A 16,601-nucleotide genomic window follows, 5' to 3' on the forward strand; every position below is an offset into this window, starting at 1 on the left:
AAGAAATAAGTGGAAGAGTCTGCTCAGCAGGGCGTCTAGTGGCAGTTGATGCAGCGGCCCAGTCCTAGGTTGGGCGTGAGTTCCAGATGCGCAAACAGCAGGCTCAGAAACAGCAGCTTGGCTAGGCGGCGGCGCCAGCGGGTCCCGCTTTGCTGCTGGTCGAGAGCTGCTACCAGCAGCAGAAAGGCCGGCAGGATTCCCAGCAGCAGCAAAAAATGAAACAGGCCCTGGCCTTCGTCGTCGTGGCTGCCCGCGCCGTAGAGCTTAATGCTCACGTCGTAGAGGGAAATCAGGGTGGCCGACAGCAGGGCTTTGACTAGCGGCTCCGGGGCCCGGCTAAAAGCCACCAGCCACACTGCCACGGGAATGAGCACTGGCCCAAACAGCAGGCAGACATTTATACCATAATGGTTGCCCAGGCTGAGGCCGCCGAGCAAAGCCAGGGCTAATACAAAGGCGACGCCGGGGGGAAGCTCGTGGGGTGAGAAGGGGCGAAGAGCGGTAGGCATGGGCTAGGGCACTGGGAGGACCCAAAAGTGGCCGCCCGGCCCCGCCATTTTCATGACAAATGTCATTTTCGCTACGGCCGGCCCGACTTAGCCCAGCTTGTTGCGCAGGCGACTCAGCGTTTCGGGGGCCATGCCCAGGTGGGAGGCAATGTGGTGCAGGGCCACCCGCTGAAACACCGTCGGGAAGTCGCGCAGCAGCAGCTCGTACCGCTCGGTGGCGGTGCGGGAGCGAAGGTTTTGGGCGCGCTGCTCACTGAGCACGTAGTATTTCTCCAGCACCCGGCGGCCAATGAAATTAAACTCGGGAAAGTCGTGGTAGAGGCGTTGGAGCTGGTCGTAGCTGATGGAATGCACCACGGCCGGCTCCAGCAGCTCCAGGTATTCCTGGGAAGGCTGCTGGGTGAAAAAGCTCAGGATAGAAATGACAAAGTCGCCGGCCTGCATAAACCAGGAAGACACTTCCCGGCCGTGCAGCAGGGTGTAGCCCCGCACCAGGCCGGTTTCCAGAAAATAAAGCCGCCGGGCCACCTGCCCGGGCTGCAGCAGCTGGTGGTGGAACGGCAGTTCTTCCCGCACCGTGCTAGCCAGCAAAGCCGTAGTAAGCTCCGGGCTCAGGGGCTGCAGCTGGCTGATAAAGGCAATAAAACTAGACATGAAAAAGCTGTAGAATCCAAACCAACTGTAGCCCGGTACGCCCGGCCTGGCCGCAGACTTTCGCCGGGGTTCCTGCCGGTGCTACCCTCCGCCCAGCGCCTCGGCAACGGCCCGCCCGGCAATGCGGCCCGAGTACAGGCAGCCGCCAAGGAAAGTGCCTTCCAGAGCCCGGTAGCCGTGCATGCCGCCCCCGCCGAAGCCCGCAATTTCGCCGGCGGCGTAGAGGCCCGGAATTGGCTGGCCGGCCGAGTCCAGCACCCGGCCCGAAAGGTCGGTTTCCAGGCCGCCGAGGCTTTTGCGGGTAATGACGTGCAGGCGCACGGCAATGAGCGGACCCTTGGTGGGGTCGAGCAGCTTGTGGGGCGGGGCCGTGCGAATGAGCTTGTCGCCGAGGTAGTTGCGGGCCCCGCGGATGGCCGTAATCTGGGCGTCCTTGCTGAAAGGGTTGTCGAGCTGCAAGTCCCGGGCCCGCACTTCCTGCTCCACTTGGGCGTAGTCGAGCAGGTTGTCGCCGGTCAGCTCGTTCATGGCCTGCACCAGCTCGGGCAGGGTGTCGCGCACCAGGAAGTCGGCCCCGTGCTGCTTGAAAGCTTCCACCGGGGCCGGGGCCCCCTTGCCGAAGGCCCGGCCCAGGGTTTGGCGCCAGCTTTTGTTGGTCAGGTCGGGGTTCTGCTCCGAGCCCGAAAGCGCAAACTCGTGGCGGATAATCTTCTGGGTCAAGATAAACCAGCTGTAGTCGGCACCGGTCTGGCGCAGGTGCTTGAGCGTGCCCAGCGTGTCGAAGCCGGGGTAGAGCGGGCCGGGCAGGCGGTTGCCGCGGGCATCGAGCCACAGCGACGACGGCCCGGGCAGAATCCGGATGCCGTGCCGGGGCCAGATGGGGTTCCAGTTCTGCACGCCCTCCACGTAGTGCCACATCCGGTCCTCGTTGATAACGTGCCCGCCGGCCTGCTGGGTGATGCCCAGCATCAGCCCATCCACGTGCTCGGGCACGCCCGAGAGCATGTGGGCGGGCGGCGTGCCCAGGCGGGCGGGCCAGTTGCGGCGCACCAGCTCGTGGTTGGCCCCAATGCCGCCGGCCGTGACGATAACCGCCCGGGCCCGGCAGCTGAATTCCCCCACGACGAGGCGGGAAGTGGCGGCGCCCCGCTCGGCCGCGCTGGGTTCCAGCACCTCGCCCCGCACGCCCACCACCGCGCCGTTTTCCACGGTTAGCTCGGTCACGCGGTGGCGGAATTTGAGCGTAACCAGCCCCTTTTTCACCGCCTCCCGCACCCGGTAGGAGAAGGGCGCTACCACGCCCGTGCCCGTGCCCCAGGCCACGTGGAAGCGCGGTACCGAGTTGCCGGGGCCCCGGGCGCCGTAGCCGCCCCGCTCGGCCCAGCCCACCACCGGAAACAGCTTGATGCCCATTTGCTGTAGCCAGCTGCGCTTTTCGCCGGCGGCCCAGCCCACGTAAGCCTCGGCCCAGCGCCGGGGCCAGAGGTCCTCGGGCCGGTCAAAGTCGGCGTTGCCGAGCCAGTCGGACAGGGCCAGCTCGTGGGAGTCGTGGATGCGCATGCGGCGCTGCTCGGGCGAATCGACCAGGAACAGGCCCCCAAACGACCAGAAAGCCTGCCCGCCCATGTTCTGCTCGGGCTCCTGGTCGAGGAGCAGCACGCTTTTGCCGGCCGCGGCCAGCTCGGAGGCGGCTACCAAGCCGGCCAGGCCGGCCCCAATTACCAGTACATCGGCTTCGGTTTGCATACGCAGTTGGCTGAAAAACCCGCGGGGCCGCGTTGTGCACTACAGCCGGCGGGTGAAGTTGAGTGAATTCCCTTGTTCAGCAAGATATTCATTCTGGCATTCCTAGGGAACTGGGCCTTCGGTGTATTTCCCGGAACCGCTTTTACCAAAAAAGGCCCCGCAGCAGCTGCCGCGGGGCCTTTTTCTGCAGCATACTGCCCTGGCTAGTAGGAGGCAATGCGTTTCAGGTCGGTATTGGTCGGCTCGTAGGCCAGGCCCTTGCGGGCGTAGGCTTTGGCGCCGGCCACGTCATTGGCCTTGCCGGAGGCAATGCTGGCCGCCAGGTAAATATTGGCTACCAGCTGGCTTTCGATGGTGGCTTCCTTGCGGGCGTAGGCCTGCTCAAAGGCAGTCAGATACTTCTTGCCTTCCGTCCGTTTATTGTCGGCAAAGGCATCGTAGGCGGCACGGCCGTAGCTGTAGAGGTAGGCCCGCTGCATGGGCGCCGAGCCGCGCAGGAAAGGGTAGTCGGCGGTGAGCTTGTCGAGGCGGCGCAGCAGGCCCACCGAGTTGCGGTGCACGTTGATTTCGTCCTGCACCACGGCCGAAATCAGGCCCTGCAGCTCGGGGCTGACCTGGTTGTAGCGGTAGGCTTGCAGCAGCAGCGGAAATGCCTCCGACCCGCGCTGCTGCAGGGCCAGCATCCGCCCGCGCTGCATGTAGTACACGTAGGACAGCGTGTTGCGGGTGGCCGTGTCGGCCACGCTGGTCATGAACGTGCGGTACACGCCGCGGTAGGTGGCCGTGTCGCCGCGCTCCAGCAGAAACTTCTGGGTCATGCCCTTAAAGTCGTTGACGCACTCGTCGCGGTACTTGGTGGGCTGGCGGGCGTAGAATTCGGCCAGCAGCTGCACGTCTTCCAGCTTGTTGTAGCTGTTGCCCTGCAGGCGGGAGGCCAGGCTTTGGGTAAGCAAATATTTGGTTTCGGTGGCCGGATACAGCTTTTCCGCCTTCTGCAGGGCCTGGTAAGCCTTGGCCGCGTCATCGGCCTGCAGGGCCAGAATGCCCTGGTTATAGTACTGCAGGGAAATCAGCTGGGGCAGGGAAATGGTTTTGTCGGCCTGAAATTTCTGCTTGAAAATTTCCTCCACGCCCTTCTGCTGCACTTCGGCCTGACTGACCAGCTTGCCTTCCACCAAGTACTCCACGTAGGCTTTTTTAAACTTGGTATCGGGCAGGAAGTAGCCGAAGGTGGGGGCGGTAGTTTCCACCGTAATGTTGCTGGCCTCTGGGTCGGCCACCAGGTACACGTGGGTCGGCTTCTGGCGGATAACGTAGGGCAGGTGGTAGTGCTCGAAAATCAGGGCGTACAGGGCCGAGGCGCTGACGCAGTTGTAGACCCCGCCCTGCACGGTCTGGTCGAAGGTGGCCGCGTCCTCGTACTTGGTCAGGAAGCGCTGATGGGCCAGCTCAAAGATGCTGCGCACCTGCTTGGCCAGGGGTTTGGTGGTGAGCTTGGTGGCGTCGAGCTGGGTGTAGAAATCGGCCAGGCGCCGCTCGGCCTGCTGCAGCTCGGCGTCAGTACTGGTCGGGTTAACGGCCAGCAGCTGGGCCAGGTACTCGTGCTCGGTGCGGGGCGCTTCGGGTGCCAGTGCCGCCTTTTCGAAGGCTGAGGCGTACGTCAGCGGGGAGTGGTAGGCCGGGGCCGTAGTTTGGGCCAGCGCGGGCAGCGCAGCCAGCCCTGCCAGAGTCAGGGCCGAGTAGCGTAACAGTTGGAGCATAGATAAATACGGGTAGAATAGCCGCCTGCTTTGGCCGCCAAATCTGCGCAATTTACTTGCTGGCGCCCAGCTAGCCGCGCGGCCCCCCCTAAAAAAGCTGGCAACTGCCTTTTCGGGCTTTTGCAGCGCCCTATCGTACCCGGCCCCTACCGTTCCCCGGCCCGCTACGACTTCTGAATCAGCCGGAAGCCGTCCTTGGTGACCTGGTACTGCTGGCCCTGAATGGTGATGGTCTGGCCCTCGAGCAGCTTGCTTAGGTCCATGATGTCGCCCTCGATGGTGTGCAACGAAAAGCCGTGCTTGCGGGCCAGGGCCAGGTATTTGGGGTTGATGTAGTCGTGCACCCCGCAGAGGATGATGCGCACGTGGGCCGTGGTGTTTTTGAGCAGCTTGGTGTCGCGGGGGAAGGTATAGTTGTCGGCAATCAGAATCACGTCCGTGGAGTCGGAGGTGAGCTGCCGGGCGTAGAGCAGGGCCTCGATGTCGTTTTCGGGCGCGTCGCCGCCCCCGCCGGCCTTCATGGCCTCGATGAGCTTGTTTTTGGTGGCCTCGTAGCTGTCGGTTTTTACGCTGTAGAGGCCGCCGGTTTTGCCCACCTTCTTCTGCTTGTCGGGCGTGTCGTTGCCGTCGTTGAAGAAGACGAAGGTTTTCTCATCCTGCAGGGTGCTCAGCTGCAGCCAGGCCAGCAGGTCGTAGGTGTAGGGAAACATGCTGCCCGTCACGTCGGTCACCACCACTTCCTTGCTCCACTCGGGGTGGCGGCTCATCACCTTGTTTACCACGTTGGCATCGGCGGGCAGCTGGGGCTCCAGGGTGGCCGTGTCGGCGGCGGCCAGCAGCTCGCCGGCCTTGGTAATGCGGGCCTCGCAGTAGTCGTGCTTGTTTTTCTTTTTCAGAAACACCCGGTAGAGCTTGGCGGCCGAGTCGGCCAGGGCAAAGTTGGTAATGGCCAAATCGGGTTTGCCCAGCAGCTGCAGCGGCCCCATCGGCAGGCGCACGGCGCCCTTTACCTGGAAGGCAAACATGCGCCGGTTAATGGGAAAGCCCGAGGTGAAAGTCACGCTCTGGCGGATGGCTTCCTCCAACTCGGCCGGGCAAAACGGGGCGGCCGTCGTGGGCTGCACCCGCACGCTCTGGGTGTTGCCTTTGGCATCAACCAGGAGCTGAAACTTGACAATCTGGGGCTCCCGCTGGGCGCACTTATAGGTGCGGTGCAGGTTGCGGGCCATCTGGCGCACGGTGAAGCGGGTGAAGGGCAGGTTGCAGGGGACTTTTTTGCCCGGACTTTTCTTGGCCGTTTTGGGCTTCTTCTTCTCCAGCAGGCGCAGCTTGCGCGTCAGGCTGTCGACTTCGGCCCGGCTGCTGGCGGCGGTGTAGTGCCGGGCCACGTACACCACGAAGCCGTGAAAAAACGGCTGGCAGGCCGTGGGGCTGTTGCAGCCGGTTTGCTCCACCAGCGTCCAGGTAATGGACTCATCCTCGAGCAAACCCGGCACCGAGGCGGCCAGGTTGCGGATGCGGCTCAGGTTGAGCTGGCGCTGGTCGAAGGCCGGATTCAGGCGAAAGGCGGTGTAGACCAAATCGATACGCACGATGTGGCGGTCCTGCAGGCGCAGGGCGCGCAGGTCGGCCCCGGAAAAGCTGGACGGCAGGCGCAGGGCTTCCAGATCGGGCAGGGGCTGGTACTGCGGGGTGCGGTAGGCGTTGAGCTGGTCGTAAAAGGCGTTCAGGTCGGTGGGTCCGGCCGGGGTGGTTTGGGCCCGGGCCGCGTGAGTCAGAAGCGCCAGCAGCACGAAGCAGCCCAGCAAAGAGGAACGAAATAAACGCAGCATCAGAAGTGGATAAAGCCGGGGCCAGGGCCAAAGTACAGCTTTAACGCCAAGGGTCCGGCGGTATTTCACGGTTCCGCTTGGGAGTGAATAGCAGCTCCTGCGGCCGGGCCCGGGCGACAATGCCGGGCGCGTGTCGTACCTATGCGGGGCGGGGCTCCGTTGGCTTCGCCTGCCCTATGCTCCGCTCCGTTCTACGCCTGTTTTTGCTGGTATTGCTGGCCCTTCCCGCTCCGTTGCGCGCCCAGCCGCCGGCTCCGCTCACCCCGGCCCAGTACCAGCAGGATTTCGACTTTTTCTGGACCACCGTCCACGACAACTACTGCTACTTCGACAAAAAGCAAACCGACTGGGCCCGGGTGCGCACCGTGTACGGAGCCCAGCTGCCGGGCGTCACGAGCCGGAGCCAGTTTGTGCGCCTGCTCGAAAACGCCCTGGCTGAGCTCTACGACAACCACGCCGGCCTCTCGACCAACCTGCCCGATTCCCGCCGCCTGCTGCCCTCGGGCACCGATGCCTGGGCCCGGTTTGAGCAGGGCAAAGCCGTAATAGTGGCCGTGCGGGCCGGTTTCGGGGCCGAGCGGGTGGGGCTGCGGCCGGGTATGGAGCTGGTGGCCGTCAACGGCGTACCCATCGAGCAGGCCCTGCGGCCGTTGCTGGGCCGCACCCTGAAAACCATCGACGCCGCGGCCCGTGAAGTAGCCCTCAACCAGGCCCTGGCCGGCACCCACGACCAGGCTCGCCAGCTTACCGTGCGGGCCGGGGGCAAAAAGCGGATGTTGTACCCCGACCAGCCCACGGCCCAGCTTGAAAACATCCGTTACCCGGCCCTGCTGGAAAGCCGCCAGATCGGGACGGTGGGCTACATCCGGATTCACAACAGCCTGGGCAACAACGCCCTGGTTGCCGCCTTCGACAGCGCCCTGACCCGCCTGGGCTCTACCACCGGTCTGGTGCTGGACCTGCGCGAAACGCCGGGCGGCGGCAACACCGTGGTGGCCCGGGCCCTGATGGGGCGCCTGCTCACCCAGGAGCAGCCCTACCAGCGCCACGAGCAGCCCGCCGAGGAGCGGGAGTTTGGCGTGCGGCGCAGCTGGCTAGAGCTGGTAGCACCCCGGCCCCAGCCCTACACCCGGCCCGTGGTGGTGCTCGTGGGCCCCTGGACGAGCAGCATGGGCGAAGGCATCACCGTCGGGCTCGAATCGATGCGGCGGGCCACGATAATCGGGACGGAAATGGCCCGGCTCAACGGCTCCATCGAGTCGTACCGGCTGCCCAACTCCCGCTTTGGCTTCAACATTCCCACCGAGCGGCTCTACCGGGTGGATGGCCTGCCCCGGGAAAACTTCGTGCCCGCCATCCGCCCCGATGATACCATCCCGGGCGACGCCGGCCTGGCCCGGGCCCTGCAGTTGCTGCAGACTGCCAAACCTTGAGCTAACTGGCTCGGGGGTAAATAATCCATTGGCGGCCGGTCGGGCTAGGCTTTATAAAGCCCCCGCCCTATATTTCCCCTATGGCCCGTCCTGATACCTACGCCCAGTTTCATCCCGCCACCCGCGCCGAATGGCGGCAGTGGCTGGCCGACCACCACGCCAGCAGCCCCGGCGTGTGGCTGGTGTATTTCAAAAAGGAAAGCGGGCAGGCCCGGGTCAGCTACGCCGAGTCGGTGGAGGAGGCCCTGTGCTTCGGCTGGATTGACTCCCTGCCCCGCCGCCTCGACGCCGACCGGAGCGCTCTGCTCTTCACGCCGCGCAAGCCCAAAAGTGGGTGGAGCAAGGTCAACAAGGAACGGCTGGAGCGGCTGGAGCAAGCCGGGCAGCTGCAGCCCGCCGGCCTCCTGGCCATTGCCCGGGCCCGGCAAAACGGCGCCTGGGAAAGTCTCGATGCGGCCGAAGCCGGCCTCGTGCCCGAGGATCTGGCCGCGGCCCTGGCCACGGAGCCCACCGCCGAGCGACACTTCCAGGCTTTTTCGCCCTCGGCCCGCAAGATGCTGCTGAACTGGGTGCTGGCCGCCAAACGCCCCGAAACCCGGGCCCAGCGCGTGGCCGAAGTTGTGCGCATGGCCGCCCTGAACAAGCGGGCCAACTTCGACCGGGAGTAAGCCGGGCGTAATTGCGCCGACGCTGATCCTGCTAGCCCGGCCGCAGCCCGTGGCCGCCAGGTTCGTACAAGATGGGGCGGCCCGGTGGCGGGCTCCTGAACTTATGCGGCATTGCTGGAAAAATCGGTTTCGTAGTCTGCTCACGGCCGCCATGCTGACTTGGCCGGTCGTGGTTTACGCGGGTGAGAAGGACGTAAAAGCGTCTTTTTTACTCGTGGGCGGCATTGGTGGAGTTCTTATCGGGGCCGGCATCTACGCCGGGCTGTTGGGGCTGGCGGCCGTTTGGGCCCGGCGTCGCGCCGCCCGGATGGGGCTGGTCGTGCTGGCCCTGGGCTGCTACCTCTACATCCAGTACTGGTCGTGCTACTTTCTGGCCATTGCCACCCGGTTTTTGCGCACCCGCCAGATGCACTACGAGTTTGGGGCTCCTACTCCGCTGCTGACCTGGACCGTGGTGGGGCTGGTGGCGTGGGCCGTAGTAGGGCTGGGGCTGGCCTGGCACCTGGCCCGGCGCGCCCGGCCGCCAGCACCCGGGTTGTAGTCAATACTGACGCCTAGGGGAAACCTTCCGCCCCCCGCCCTCGAATACCGTAATCCGCGACGCTAAGGCACCGCGGCCTCTTGCTGTACTTTCCGTTTCCGGCCCCGCTAGATTCTACGCCCATGGCTAAGCATAAAAAGAAGCATTCCAAGAAAGACGGCGTTGGCGACGACCTACTTGATGCGGCGGCTATGTCCATCAAAAAGTACCGGAAGGTGACCAACGAAATCGGCAAGCTGAGCACCGGCCAGAAGCTGGTGGGCGGCGTGATGCTGCTGGCCGCCGGCTACTTCTACCTCGATAAAGTGCGGAACGACGGGCCCGACACCCTGTTGGCCGGCCTGAGCGGCCTGCTGCCGGGCGGCGCTTCGCCCCACCCCGCCAACGACGAAGACGACGAGGAAACCCCGCCGCCTGCTCCGCCCCGAGCGGCGCTGCCCCGTAAGGCTTCCAAGAAAACCAAAGCTGCTAAATCACCCGGAACCTTCGGCCGCAAGCCCGCCGCCAGCCCCGACGACGATTTGTAGCCCTGGGCCCGCGAAGAATGATTTTGGAGCAACCCTCCACGCCTACCGCCTTTTTACTTTTTAGCCCCCAACCATGAAAAAGAACAAGAAAACCAAAGCCAAAGCCCCGAAGAAAAAGTCTCTGCTGAGCGGCGCCGCCAAGTCCCTCAAAAAGCTGAGCCGCGGCAGCGTGGGTAAGCTCACCACCACCCAGAAAGTAGTGGGCGGCACGGCCCTGGTGGCCCTGGGCTTGGGTTATCTGGCCCAGCGCCGCAATGCCGCCTCGGCCTCGGCCGCGGCTACCACCGACACCGACGCCAATACCGGCGAGACGCTGAGCGGTACCGAGGGCGCCTCCATTTAACAGGCCCGCCTCTGATTTGCGCGGCTGCTGCTTCGTTTGCCTAGAAGCGTCAGCCGCGCGTTTGGTTGCGGCTTACGGGCCGGTCAGCTTCGCGCAAACTTTTCGGCTGCTGCCGGGCTTTATGCTGCTGACTATGCAAAAATCTTTACTGCTTGCGGCGGGCTTATTGCTGAGCGGAGCGGCCCGGGCCCAGTGGGGTGTGCAGCTGGGCGGCCACGGGTCCACGTTTGCCACCGCGCCCAATATGGCGGTACGCCGCGTCACGACCGAGGCCGGGCTGGGCTACCAGGCCAGCGTGTTCTACGAACATGCCTTCCGGCCCTACCTGTCACTGGTGCCCGAGCTGCGGCTTAGCCAGCAGAGCACGAAGCTGGCCGTAGCCGATTACAGCCGGCCCGGCGCTGAGTTTGCCGGCGACTATCGGCTGCGCCTGATCTACTTATCCTTGCCCGTGCTGTTGCGGGCTACCGTGGGCAAATACTACCTGGAGGCCGGGCCGCAGGCCGGCTACCTGGTGGCGCTGCACCGCACGGGCACTGGGGAAGGCGCCGGTCCTAGTGGCCCGCAGGGTGCCCCACCCGACGCCTCGGCGCCCGGCTCCTACCAGCGCTTCGACCTGGGCGCGGCCGGTGGCGTGGGCGTGCGGCTCGGGCAGGGGCTGGCCCTGAGCTTGCGCGGCTACTCCGGTTTTCGCTCCCTTGTTCCGCGGCACCACCCGCCCCTGGGCTACACCGGCAGCCTGCGCAGCGAGCAGCTACAAATTTCGCTTAGCTACCAGCTCAAGCGCCACGACTAATGGAAAACGGGTAGCAACCTTAGCCGGCAGCCTTGCGAATACCGGCAGACCTACCAACGTCCACTTTTTTCCCGGTCATGGCTAAAGACAAGAAGAAATCCGCTAAAAAAGGCAAAGACAAATCCGCCGCCAGCCCGGTGGAAGGCGCCGTTAAAGTCCTGCGCAAGTTTCGCAAAACCACCCGTGCCGTGGGTAAGCTCAGCACGGGCCAGAAAATAGTGGGCGGCGTGGCTTTGCTGGCCGCCGGCCTGACGTATTTGGCTAAAAAGCACGCCGAAGAGGAAGCCGCCAACAAGGCGCGGCCCGGGGCTGAAGCGGCCGAAGCCGCCCTGGCCAGTCTGGCCGCCCCCGCCGAGCCCCGCGCGGTGCCGCCTGCCCCCGCCGCCGAAGATGCGGCGGGGCCAAGGGAAGCGAGGCTGACGGTCAGCAAACCCAAAAAGCGCCGCTAGCCGGGCCATGCTCCACACGCAAAACGGCGGCCGCCCCAGAGTAGGAGCGGCCGCCGTTTTACGTGTGCTAATAGCTGAATCTAGATTGCCAGGGCGCTGCCTTTGGGGTCGGGACCGTACTGGTTGGGGCCGCTGGTGCCCTCGGTGCAGGTCAGGACCAGCAGCCAGATGCCGCCGACGAGCGGAATAAAGGAAACGAGCAAAAACCAGCCGCTCTTATCCAAATCGTGCATGCGGCGCACCGATACGGCAATGCCGGGCACGATAAGCGCCAGCCACAACAAGCCGGTGATATAGCCGGCCCCGAATTCGGACCCGGTTATGGTAGCAAATATGGTATCAATCACCATGGCCGCAATGAAAGCCAGGACCTGAAACAGGACAAACATCCAGTACTCTTTGCGCCGGGCGCGGCCGCTAAAGTCGGCGTATTTTCTCAGGGCTTGTAAAAAGTATTCCATGCTAAATTAAGCGTAACGGTTCCTACTCGTAAGGCTTTTCGGCAGCGCCCCGTTTTTGAAGTGGGTTCTGAGCTCCACTGCCCGGGCCGCCGCAATTGCCTTTTTAAGCAACGAGCGGGGTTTTTGTCCCCGAGCGGGAGCAATATAAGCAGGAGCACAACGCTAAATAGCAGTTCGGCTATTTATTTGTCGGCCGGGGCGGGCCCGCCGAGCCAGCGCCGTTGCCGCCACTGCTGCTGCTGGGCCGCGTCGAGGAAGGTCCAGGCCACGATGCGGCTCACTTTCTGGCCCTGGCTCATGCCGATAGTACGCACGTCGGCGGCCCCGCGCTTCTGCAGGGTTTTGTAGAGACCGGGCAGGGTTTCCTTTTTCGAAATCAGGGTCGAGAACCACAGGCAGTTGTGGCGCTGCAAGACGCTTTCCTCGGCCATGCGCCAGGTGAACGTGGCCTCACCGCCCTCGTACCAGAGCTCATGGGCCTGGCCCCCGAAGTTGGCCACCGGCTTGGCCGTGCCACCCGCGCCCAGGTTCTGCACCTTGCGGCGGGTGGCAGCCTCGGCCTCGGCCTGCGAAGCGTGGAAGGGCGGGTTGCACATGGTCAGGTCAAACAGCTCGTTGGCCTTGATGATGCCGCTGAACATATCGGTGGACCGGGGCTGCAGGCGCACGTCGATGGCGCCGGCCAGGCCGGGGTTGCCGGCCACAATCTGCTTGGCCACCCGCACCGCCACCGGGTCCACGTCGGAGCCCACGAAGCGCCAGCCGTACTCCCGGTGCCCGATGATGGGGTAGATGCAGTTGGCGCCCGTGCCCACGTCGAGCACCCGCACCCGCTTGCCGGTAGGCACCGTGCCTTCGTTGAGCTCGGCCAGCAAATCGGCCAGGTAGTGCACGTAGTCGGCGCGGCCCGGGATGGGCGGGGCCAGGTAGCCGGCCGGAATATCCCAGAGCGGCACGTTATAAAACTCCCGGAGCAAGGCCTGGTTCAGGGTCTTGACGGCGGCTGGGTCGGCAAAGTCGATGGACTCGGTGCCGTGCGCGTTCAGGGCCACGAACGGCGCCAGTGCGGGCGTGGCCCGCTGCAGGGCTGCAAAGTCGTAGCGGCCCCGGTGGCGGTTGCGCGGGTGCAGGCCGTCTTTCTCGGCGGGCGGGTTGGTGGGTGATTCGGGCATACACAAGGAAAAAGGGCGGAGGCGCCAATACGGGCCCGGCGCGGCGTAAAGCTAAAGAGAAGGCCGGCGGAAACCGCCGGGCAGGCTCCTTACCAACGCCAAGAGGCCGACGCTCGGGGAGCATCGGCCTCTTGTGGGTATAGCCAGGGGCAGATTCTGCCGATACTTACTGAGCGGGGGCGGCGGGAGCTGCCGGGGCCGCAGGAGCGGGCGGCACAGCCATTTTCACCGATACGGCCGTCGGACCTTTCTGGCCCATTTCCACCTCAAAGGTCACCTTGTCGTTTTCCTTGATGGGGTTGAGCAGGCCGTTGGCGTGCACAAAGATGCTTTCCTGGGTTTCGGAATCCTTGATGAAGCCGTAGCCCTTCGACTCATTGAAGAAAGCCACCGTGCCCTTGCGGATCGGGTCGGGCTGCTCCATGTCTTCCTGCTTGGCCACGGCAATGCGGATGTCCTCGACCTTGATTTCCTGCTTTTTGCGGTTCGGGTCCGGGGGCGTTGCCGAGATGTTGCCAAACTCGTCCACGTAGGCCAGCATGTCGTCCAGGCTCTGGCCTTTCTTAGCATTCGCCTGGCGTTCCTCCTTGCGGTCGGCCTTATCGTTTTTCTTTTTTAAGCGTTTTTTTTCGTTTTCCTTTTTGCCAAAGGATGCTTGGGATTTCCCCATGTTGGTCTCGGGTTAGGTGATGACTGCGCTTCGCGCCGGGTGAAGATAAGCATCCGGGGGCGGTACGTCGGTGAATATAACATACTACAGCTATATAAAAGCGAAAGTTCAGGACTATTTCCCGATTAATGCGCGGCAAGCTCAACCGCACGGCGGCCAACCCGGGCCCGAACTCCACCGTACAGCGCCCAAGGGCCCGCCCACCGGCCGGCTCTATCTCTCACCTAGTGCACTGAACCATGAAAAATACCCTGCTTTTGCTTTCCTGCGCGGCCGCCCTGACCCTGGGCTCCTCGTGCAACCGCGACAAAGCCGCCGCCGTGGACGCGGCCCAAACGCCCTCGGCCGACACGGCCGTGGTAGCCGACAACGACGTAATCTACCGCGACCAGGGCAACCGCGTGGCCGATATGGTTACCACCGACCTGGGCATTACCGACACGGCCCAGGTGCGGCAGGTGCGGCGCGTGTACTACACCCGGGCCCAGCGCCTGGGTGAGCTCAAGTCGCGCTACATCAGCGACACGACCGGGCAGTACGTGGCTACCCGCCAGGTAGATACCGACACGGACAACGAAATCAAGACCGTGTTTAACGACGAGACCCGCTACAACACTTACCAGAGCAACCGCACGCGCTACTACGGCTCGGGCTACGACGACGGTACCACGGTAACGACGACCACCGAAACCACCACGACTACGGCCGCCCCGGCCCGCCCCGCCCGCCGCGGTCCACGGATGGTAGAGTACGAGAAAAAGAAAAACGGCGAAACCAAGATTGAGTATTCCAACGGCAAAACCGTGAAAATTGACAAGGACGGCGACACCAAAGTGGAGTACCCCAGTGGCACCAAGGTGAAGCGCGACGCCGACGACGGTCAGGTGAAAATCAAGCGCTAAGCGCTGGGTTGTGCCTCAGTAAAAAGCCCTTGCCAACCGGTGAGGGTTTTTTGTTTTCTTTTAATTACGAAATATTTCGTAATTAAAAGAAAAGCTGAATATTGCCGAAGGTGTATACTTTAACCTTTCCATCCTCCAGCTTAGCCTGATGAAAGCCTATCCGTTCCTACTGGTCCTGCTGGGCGGGGCCCCGGCCCTGGCCCAAACTACCGCCCCACTAGCCCCGGCCGACAGCGGCACGTTTGTGCTCCACAAGTTTGAGCAGCCCATCGGCAAGGAAACCTACCGCCTGACCCGCACCGCCCAGCAGCTGACCTACGACGTGAGTTTCAAGTTCGTGGATCGGGGCTCCCCGGTACCGCTGCGGGCCCGGCTCGTGGTGACACCCACTTACGAGCCCCTGCGCCTGGCCGTGAAAGGTCGCACCTCCCGCATGTCGACCATCAACGACTCCATCGAAATCCGCCGGGGCCAAGCTTACGTGCGGGTAGACGACAAGGTGACGACTAGGGCCGCTCCCGAGGGCAGCTTTCCGGTGGCGGGCTACTCGCCGGGCACGGGCCAGATGCTGCTGTTGCGCTACTGGCAGCAGCACGGCCGGCCCGCCAGTATTGCCACTCTACCCTCAGGCAGCGTGCAGATCAGCCGGGACGGGCAGGACACGCTTACGTTTCAGAATAAGCCCCTGGTGCTGGAGCGCTACGTCATCAAAGGGCTGGTGTGGGGCAACGAGCTGCTCTGGACCGACCAGCAGGGCCGTCTGATGTGCATCATTACCAACGACGCCGAGGGCGACAAGCTCGAAATGATGTGGCAGCCCTACGAAAGCCTGTTGCCCACGCTTATTGGGCGGGCGGCGGGCCACGGCATGCGCCTGTTTACGGCCGAGGCCGGGGGGCAAGCCGCCGGGAAGGGCAAAGCCGTGCTGGCCATCAGCGGCGGGGCGGTGCTCGACGTAGTGACGGGTAAGCGGCTGCCCAACCAGGTGGTGCTCATCGAAAAAGGGAAGATTACCAAGATTGGGGCCGTGGGCCAGGTGAAAGTGCCCCGCGGGGCCGATGTAATTCAGGCGGCCGGCCAAACCCTGGTGCCGGGCCTGTGGGACATGCACGCCCACTTTCAGCAGGCCGAGTGGGGCCCCGCCTACCTGGCCGCCGGCGTGACGACCGTGCGCGACTGTGGCAACGAGTTTAGCTACATCAACGCCATTGAGCAGGCCATCAACTCGGGCAAGGGCGTGGGGCCGCGCATTCTCAAGGCCGGCATCATCGACGGCAGCGGGCAGCGGCCCCTGGGCATCGTGCGGGCCGATACGCCGGCTGAAGCTGTGCAGGCCGTGCAGAAGTATAAGGCCAACGGCTTCGTGCAAATCAAGCTCTACAGCTCCCTCAAGCCCGACATCGTGCAGGCCATCTGCGCCGAAGCCCACCGCCAGGGCCTGACCGTGACGGGCCATATCCCCGACGGCATGAATATCTACCAGGGCGTGCGGGCCGGCATGGACCAAGTGAACCACCTGCCCTACGTGGGCTCGGTACTCAAGCGCAACGCCGACCGGTCGTACAACTTCACGGACACGACCAGCCTGCGGGCCTTCCGGTTCTTGAAGGAGCATCACACCGTCATTGACCCCACCCTGGGCGTCTACGAAATGATGGGCCGCTCGACCCAGGACGACATTACCGCCCTGGAGCCGGCCTTCAATAAGCTGCCCCAGCCCCTGCAGGCCCTGTTTATCAGCATGGGCGCCGACCCCAAGGAAGTGGCTGGGTTCAAGCCCCAGTTTCTGAGTTTGGTGAAGCTGGTGAAGGTGCTCTACGACAACGGTATAACCATCGTGGCCGGCACCGACATGGTATTTCCCGGCACCAGCATCGACCGGGAGCTGGAGCTTTACGTGCAGGCCGGCCTCACGCCCCTGCAGGCCCTGCAAACGGCTACCATCACTCCGGCTAGAGTCATGAAGCAGGATAAGCAGAGCGGCTCCATCGAAGTCGGCAAGCAGGCCGACCTGGTGCTGGTGGAAGGCAACCCGCTGGAGCAGATTCAGAACCTGCGCCGGGTGAAGCTGGTAGTAAAAGACGGCCGCCCTTACGACCCGGCCGCCATGCGCAAACTGGCCGGCTACCAGCAGTAGC

Annotated in this window: 17 protein-coding genes; 9 read left to right on the plus strand and 8 right to left on the minus strand. The window is 63.9% G+C overall.

All coding sequences use genetic code 11. From position 1 onward, the window contains the following. Positions 1-35 precede the first annotated feature (35 nt). From CLV45_RS19545 to CLV45_RS19565, 5 genes are all read right to left on the minus strand, one after another. Positions 36-509, minus strand: coding sequence for a hypothetical protein (locus CLV45_RS19545; RefSeq protein WP_157807664.1), 474 nt, complete (start codon positions 507-509; stop codon positions 36-38). Positions 510-596: 87 nt separating this feature from the next. Continuing rightward, positions 597-1,163: a Crp/Fnr family transcriptional regulator gene (locus CLV45_RS19550; protein WP_100338154.1), complete on the minus strand. Its 567-nt coding sequence runs from the start codon at positions 1,161-1,163 to the stop codon at positions 597-599. An 81-nt stretch (positions 1,164-1,244) separates the two neighbouring features. After that, entirely contained in the window at positions 1,245-2,909 is a 1,665-nt protein-coding gene (locus CLV45_RS19555; protein WP_100338155.1) for an FAD-binding dehydrogenase, read from the minus strand. Between the two features lie 203 nt (positions 2,910-3,112). Continuing rightward, on the minus strand, positions 3,113-4,669 hold the full coding sequence (locus tag CLV45_RS19560; RefSeq protein WP_100338156.1) for a hypothetical protein: 1,557 nt from the start codon (positions 4,667-4,669) through the stop codon (positions 3,113-3,115). Positions 4,670-4,833: 164 nt separating this feature from the next. After that, positions 4,834-6,501, minus strand: a complete 1,668-nt coding sequence (locus tag CLV45_RS19565; protein WP_157807665.1) for a hypothetical protein — start codon at positions 6,499-6,501, stop codon at positions 4,834-4,836. Positions 6,502-6,677: 176 nt separating this feature from the next. Between CLV45_RS19565 and CLV45_RS19570 the strand changes: the two genes are divergently transcribed. The 7 genes from CLV45_RS19570 (at position 6,678) to CLV45_RS19600 (ending at position 11,258) form a co-directional block, all read left to right on the plus strand. Continuing rightward, a complete protein-coding gene (locus CLV45_RS19570) occupies positions 6,678-7,934 on the plus strand; it encodes a S41 family peptidase (protein WP_170061902.1) in 1,257 nt (418 codons plus the stop codon). Positions 7,935-8,014: 80 nt separating this feature from the next. Next, positions 8,015-8,602: a YdeI/OmpD-associated family protein gene (locus tag CLV45_RS19575; protein WP_100338159.1), complete on the plus strand. Its 588-nt coding sequence runs from the start codon at positions 8,015-8,017 to the stop codon at positions 8,600-8,602. A 151-nt stretch (positions 8,603-8,753) separates the two neighbouring features. Next, positions 8,754-9,143 carry a hypothetical protein gene (locus CLV45_RS19580; protein WP_157807667.1) on the plus strand — a complete coding sequence of 130 codons (390 nt, stop codon included), beginning with the start codon at positions 8,754-8,756 and terminating at the stop codon, positions 9,141-9,143. 122 nt (positions 9,144-9,265) lie between these two features. Then, positions 9,266-9,670, plus strand: coding sequence for a hypothetical protein (locus CLV45_RS19585; protein WP_100338161.1), 405 nt, complete (start codon positions 9,266-9,268; stop codon positions 9,668-9,670). Between the two features lie 73 nt (positions 9,671-9,743). Next, positions 9,744-10,013 carry a hypothetical protein gene (locus tag CLV45_RS19590; protein ID WP_100338162.1) on the plus strand — a complete coding sequence of 90 codons (270 nt, stop codon included), beginning with the start codon at positions 9,744-9,746 and terminating at the stop codon, positions 10,011-10,013. A gap of 61 nt (positions 10,014-10,074) precedes the next feature. Continuing rightward, on the plus strand, positions 10,075-10,809 hold the full coding sequence (locus CLV45_RS19595; protein WP_100338163.1) for a porin family protein: 735 nt from the start codon (positions 10,075-10,077) through the stop codon (positions 10,807-10,809). Between the two features lie 77 nt (positions 10,810-10,886). Further along, a complete protein-coding gene (locus CLV45_RS19600; protein WP_100338164.1) occupies positions 10,887-11,258 on the plus strand; it encodes a hypothetical protein in 372 nt (123 codons plus the stop codon). 80 nt (positions 11,259-11,338) lie between these two features. On the opposite strand, the gene CLV45_RS19605 is transcribed toward CLV45_RS19600, so the two are convergent. The 3 genes from CLV45_RS19605 to CLV45_RS19615 all read right to left on the minus strand — a co-directional run bounded on the left by CLV45_RS19605 (position 11,339) and on the right by CLV45_RS19615 (position 13,561). Further along, positions 11,339-11,719, minus strand: coding sequence for a DUF805 domain-containing protein (locus CLV45_RS19605; protein ID WP_100338165.1), 381 nt, complete (start codon positions 11,717-11,719; stop codon positions 11,339-11,341). 182 nt (positions 11,720-11,901) lie between these two features. Next, entirely contained in the window at positions 11,902-12,891 is a 990-nt protein-coding gene (gene rlmF / locus CLV45_RS19610) for a 23S rRNA (adenine(1618)-N(6))-methyltransferase RlmF (RefSeq protein ID WP_100338166.1), read from the minus strand. Positions 12,892-13,057: 166 nt separating this feature from the next. Continuing rightward, entirely contained in the window at positions 13,058-13,561 is a 504-nt protein-coding gene (locus CLV45_RS19615; RefSeq protein WP_100338167.1) for a cold-shock protein, read from the minus strand. A 239-nt stretch (positions 13,562-13,800) separates the two neighbouring features. On the opposite strand from CLV45_RS19615, the gene CLV45_RS19620 reads away from it, so the two are divergent. Next, positions 13,801-14,463 (plus strand): T-complex 10 C-terminal domain-containing protein, encoded by a 663-nt coding sequence (locus CLV45_RS19620; RefSeq protein ID WP_100338168.1) that lies wholly within the window; start codon positions 13,801-13,803, stop codon positions 14,461-14,463. 148 nt (positions 14,464-14,611) lie between these two features. Then, positions 14,612-16,600: an amidohydrolase family protein gene (locus CLV45_RS19625; RefSeq protein ID WP_100338169.1), complete on the plus strand. Its 1,989-nt coding sequence runs from the start codon at positions 14,612-14,614 to the stop codon at positions 16,598-16,600. Position 16,601: the final 1 nt, after the last annotated feature.

Source organism: Hymenobacter chitinivorans DSM 11115, from assembly GCF_002797555.1.
Taxonomy (GTDB): Bacteria; Bacteroidota; Bacteroidia; order Cytophagales; family Hymenobacteraceae; genus Hymenobacter; species Hymenobacter chitinivorans.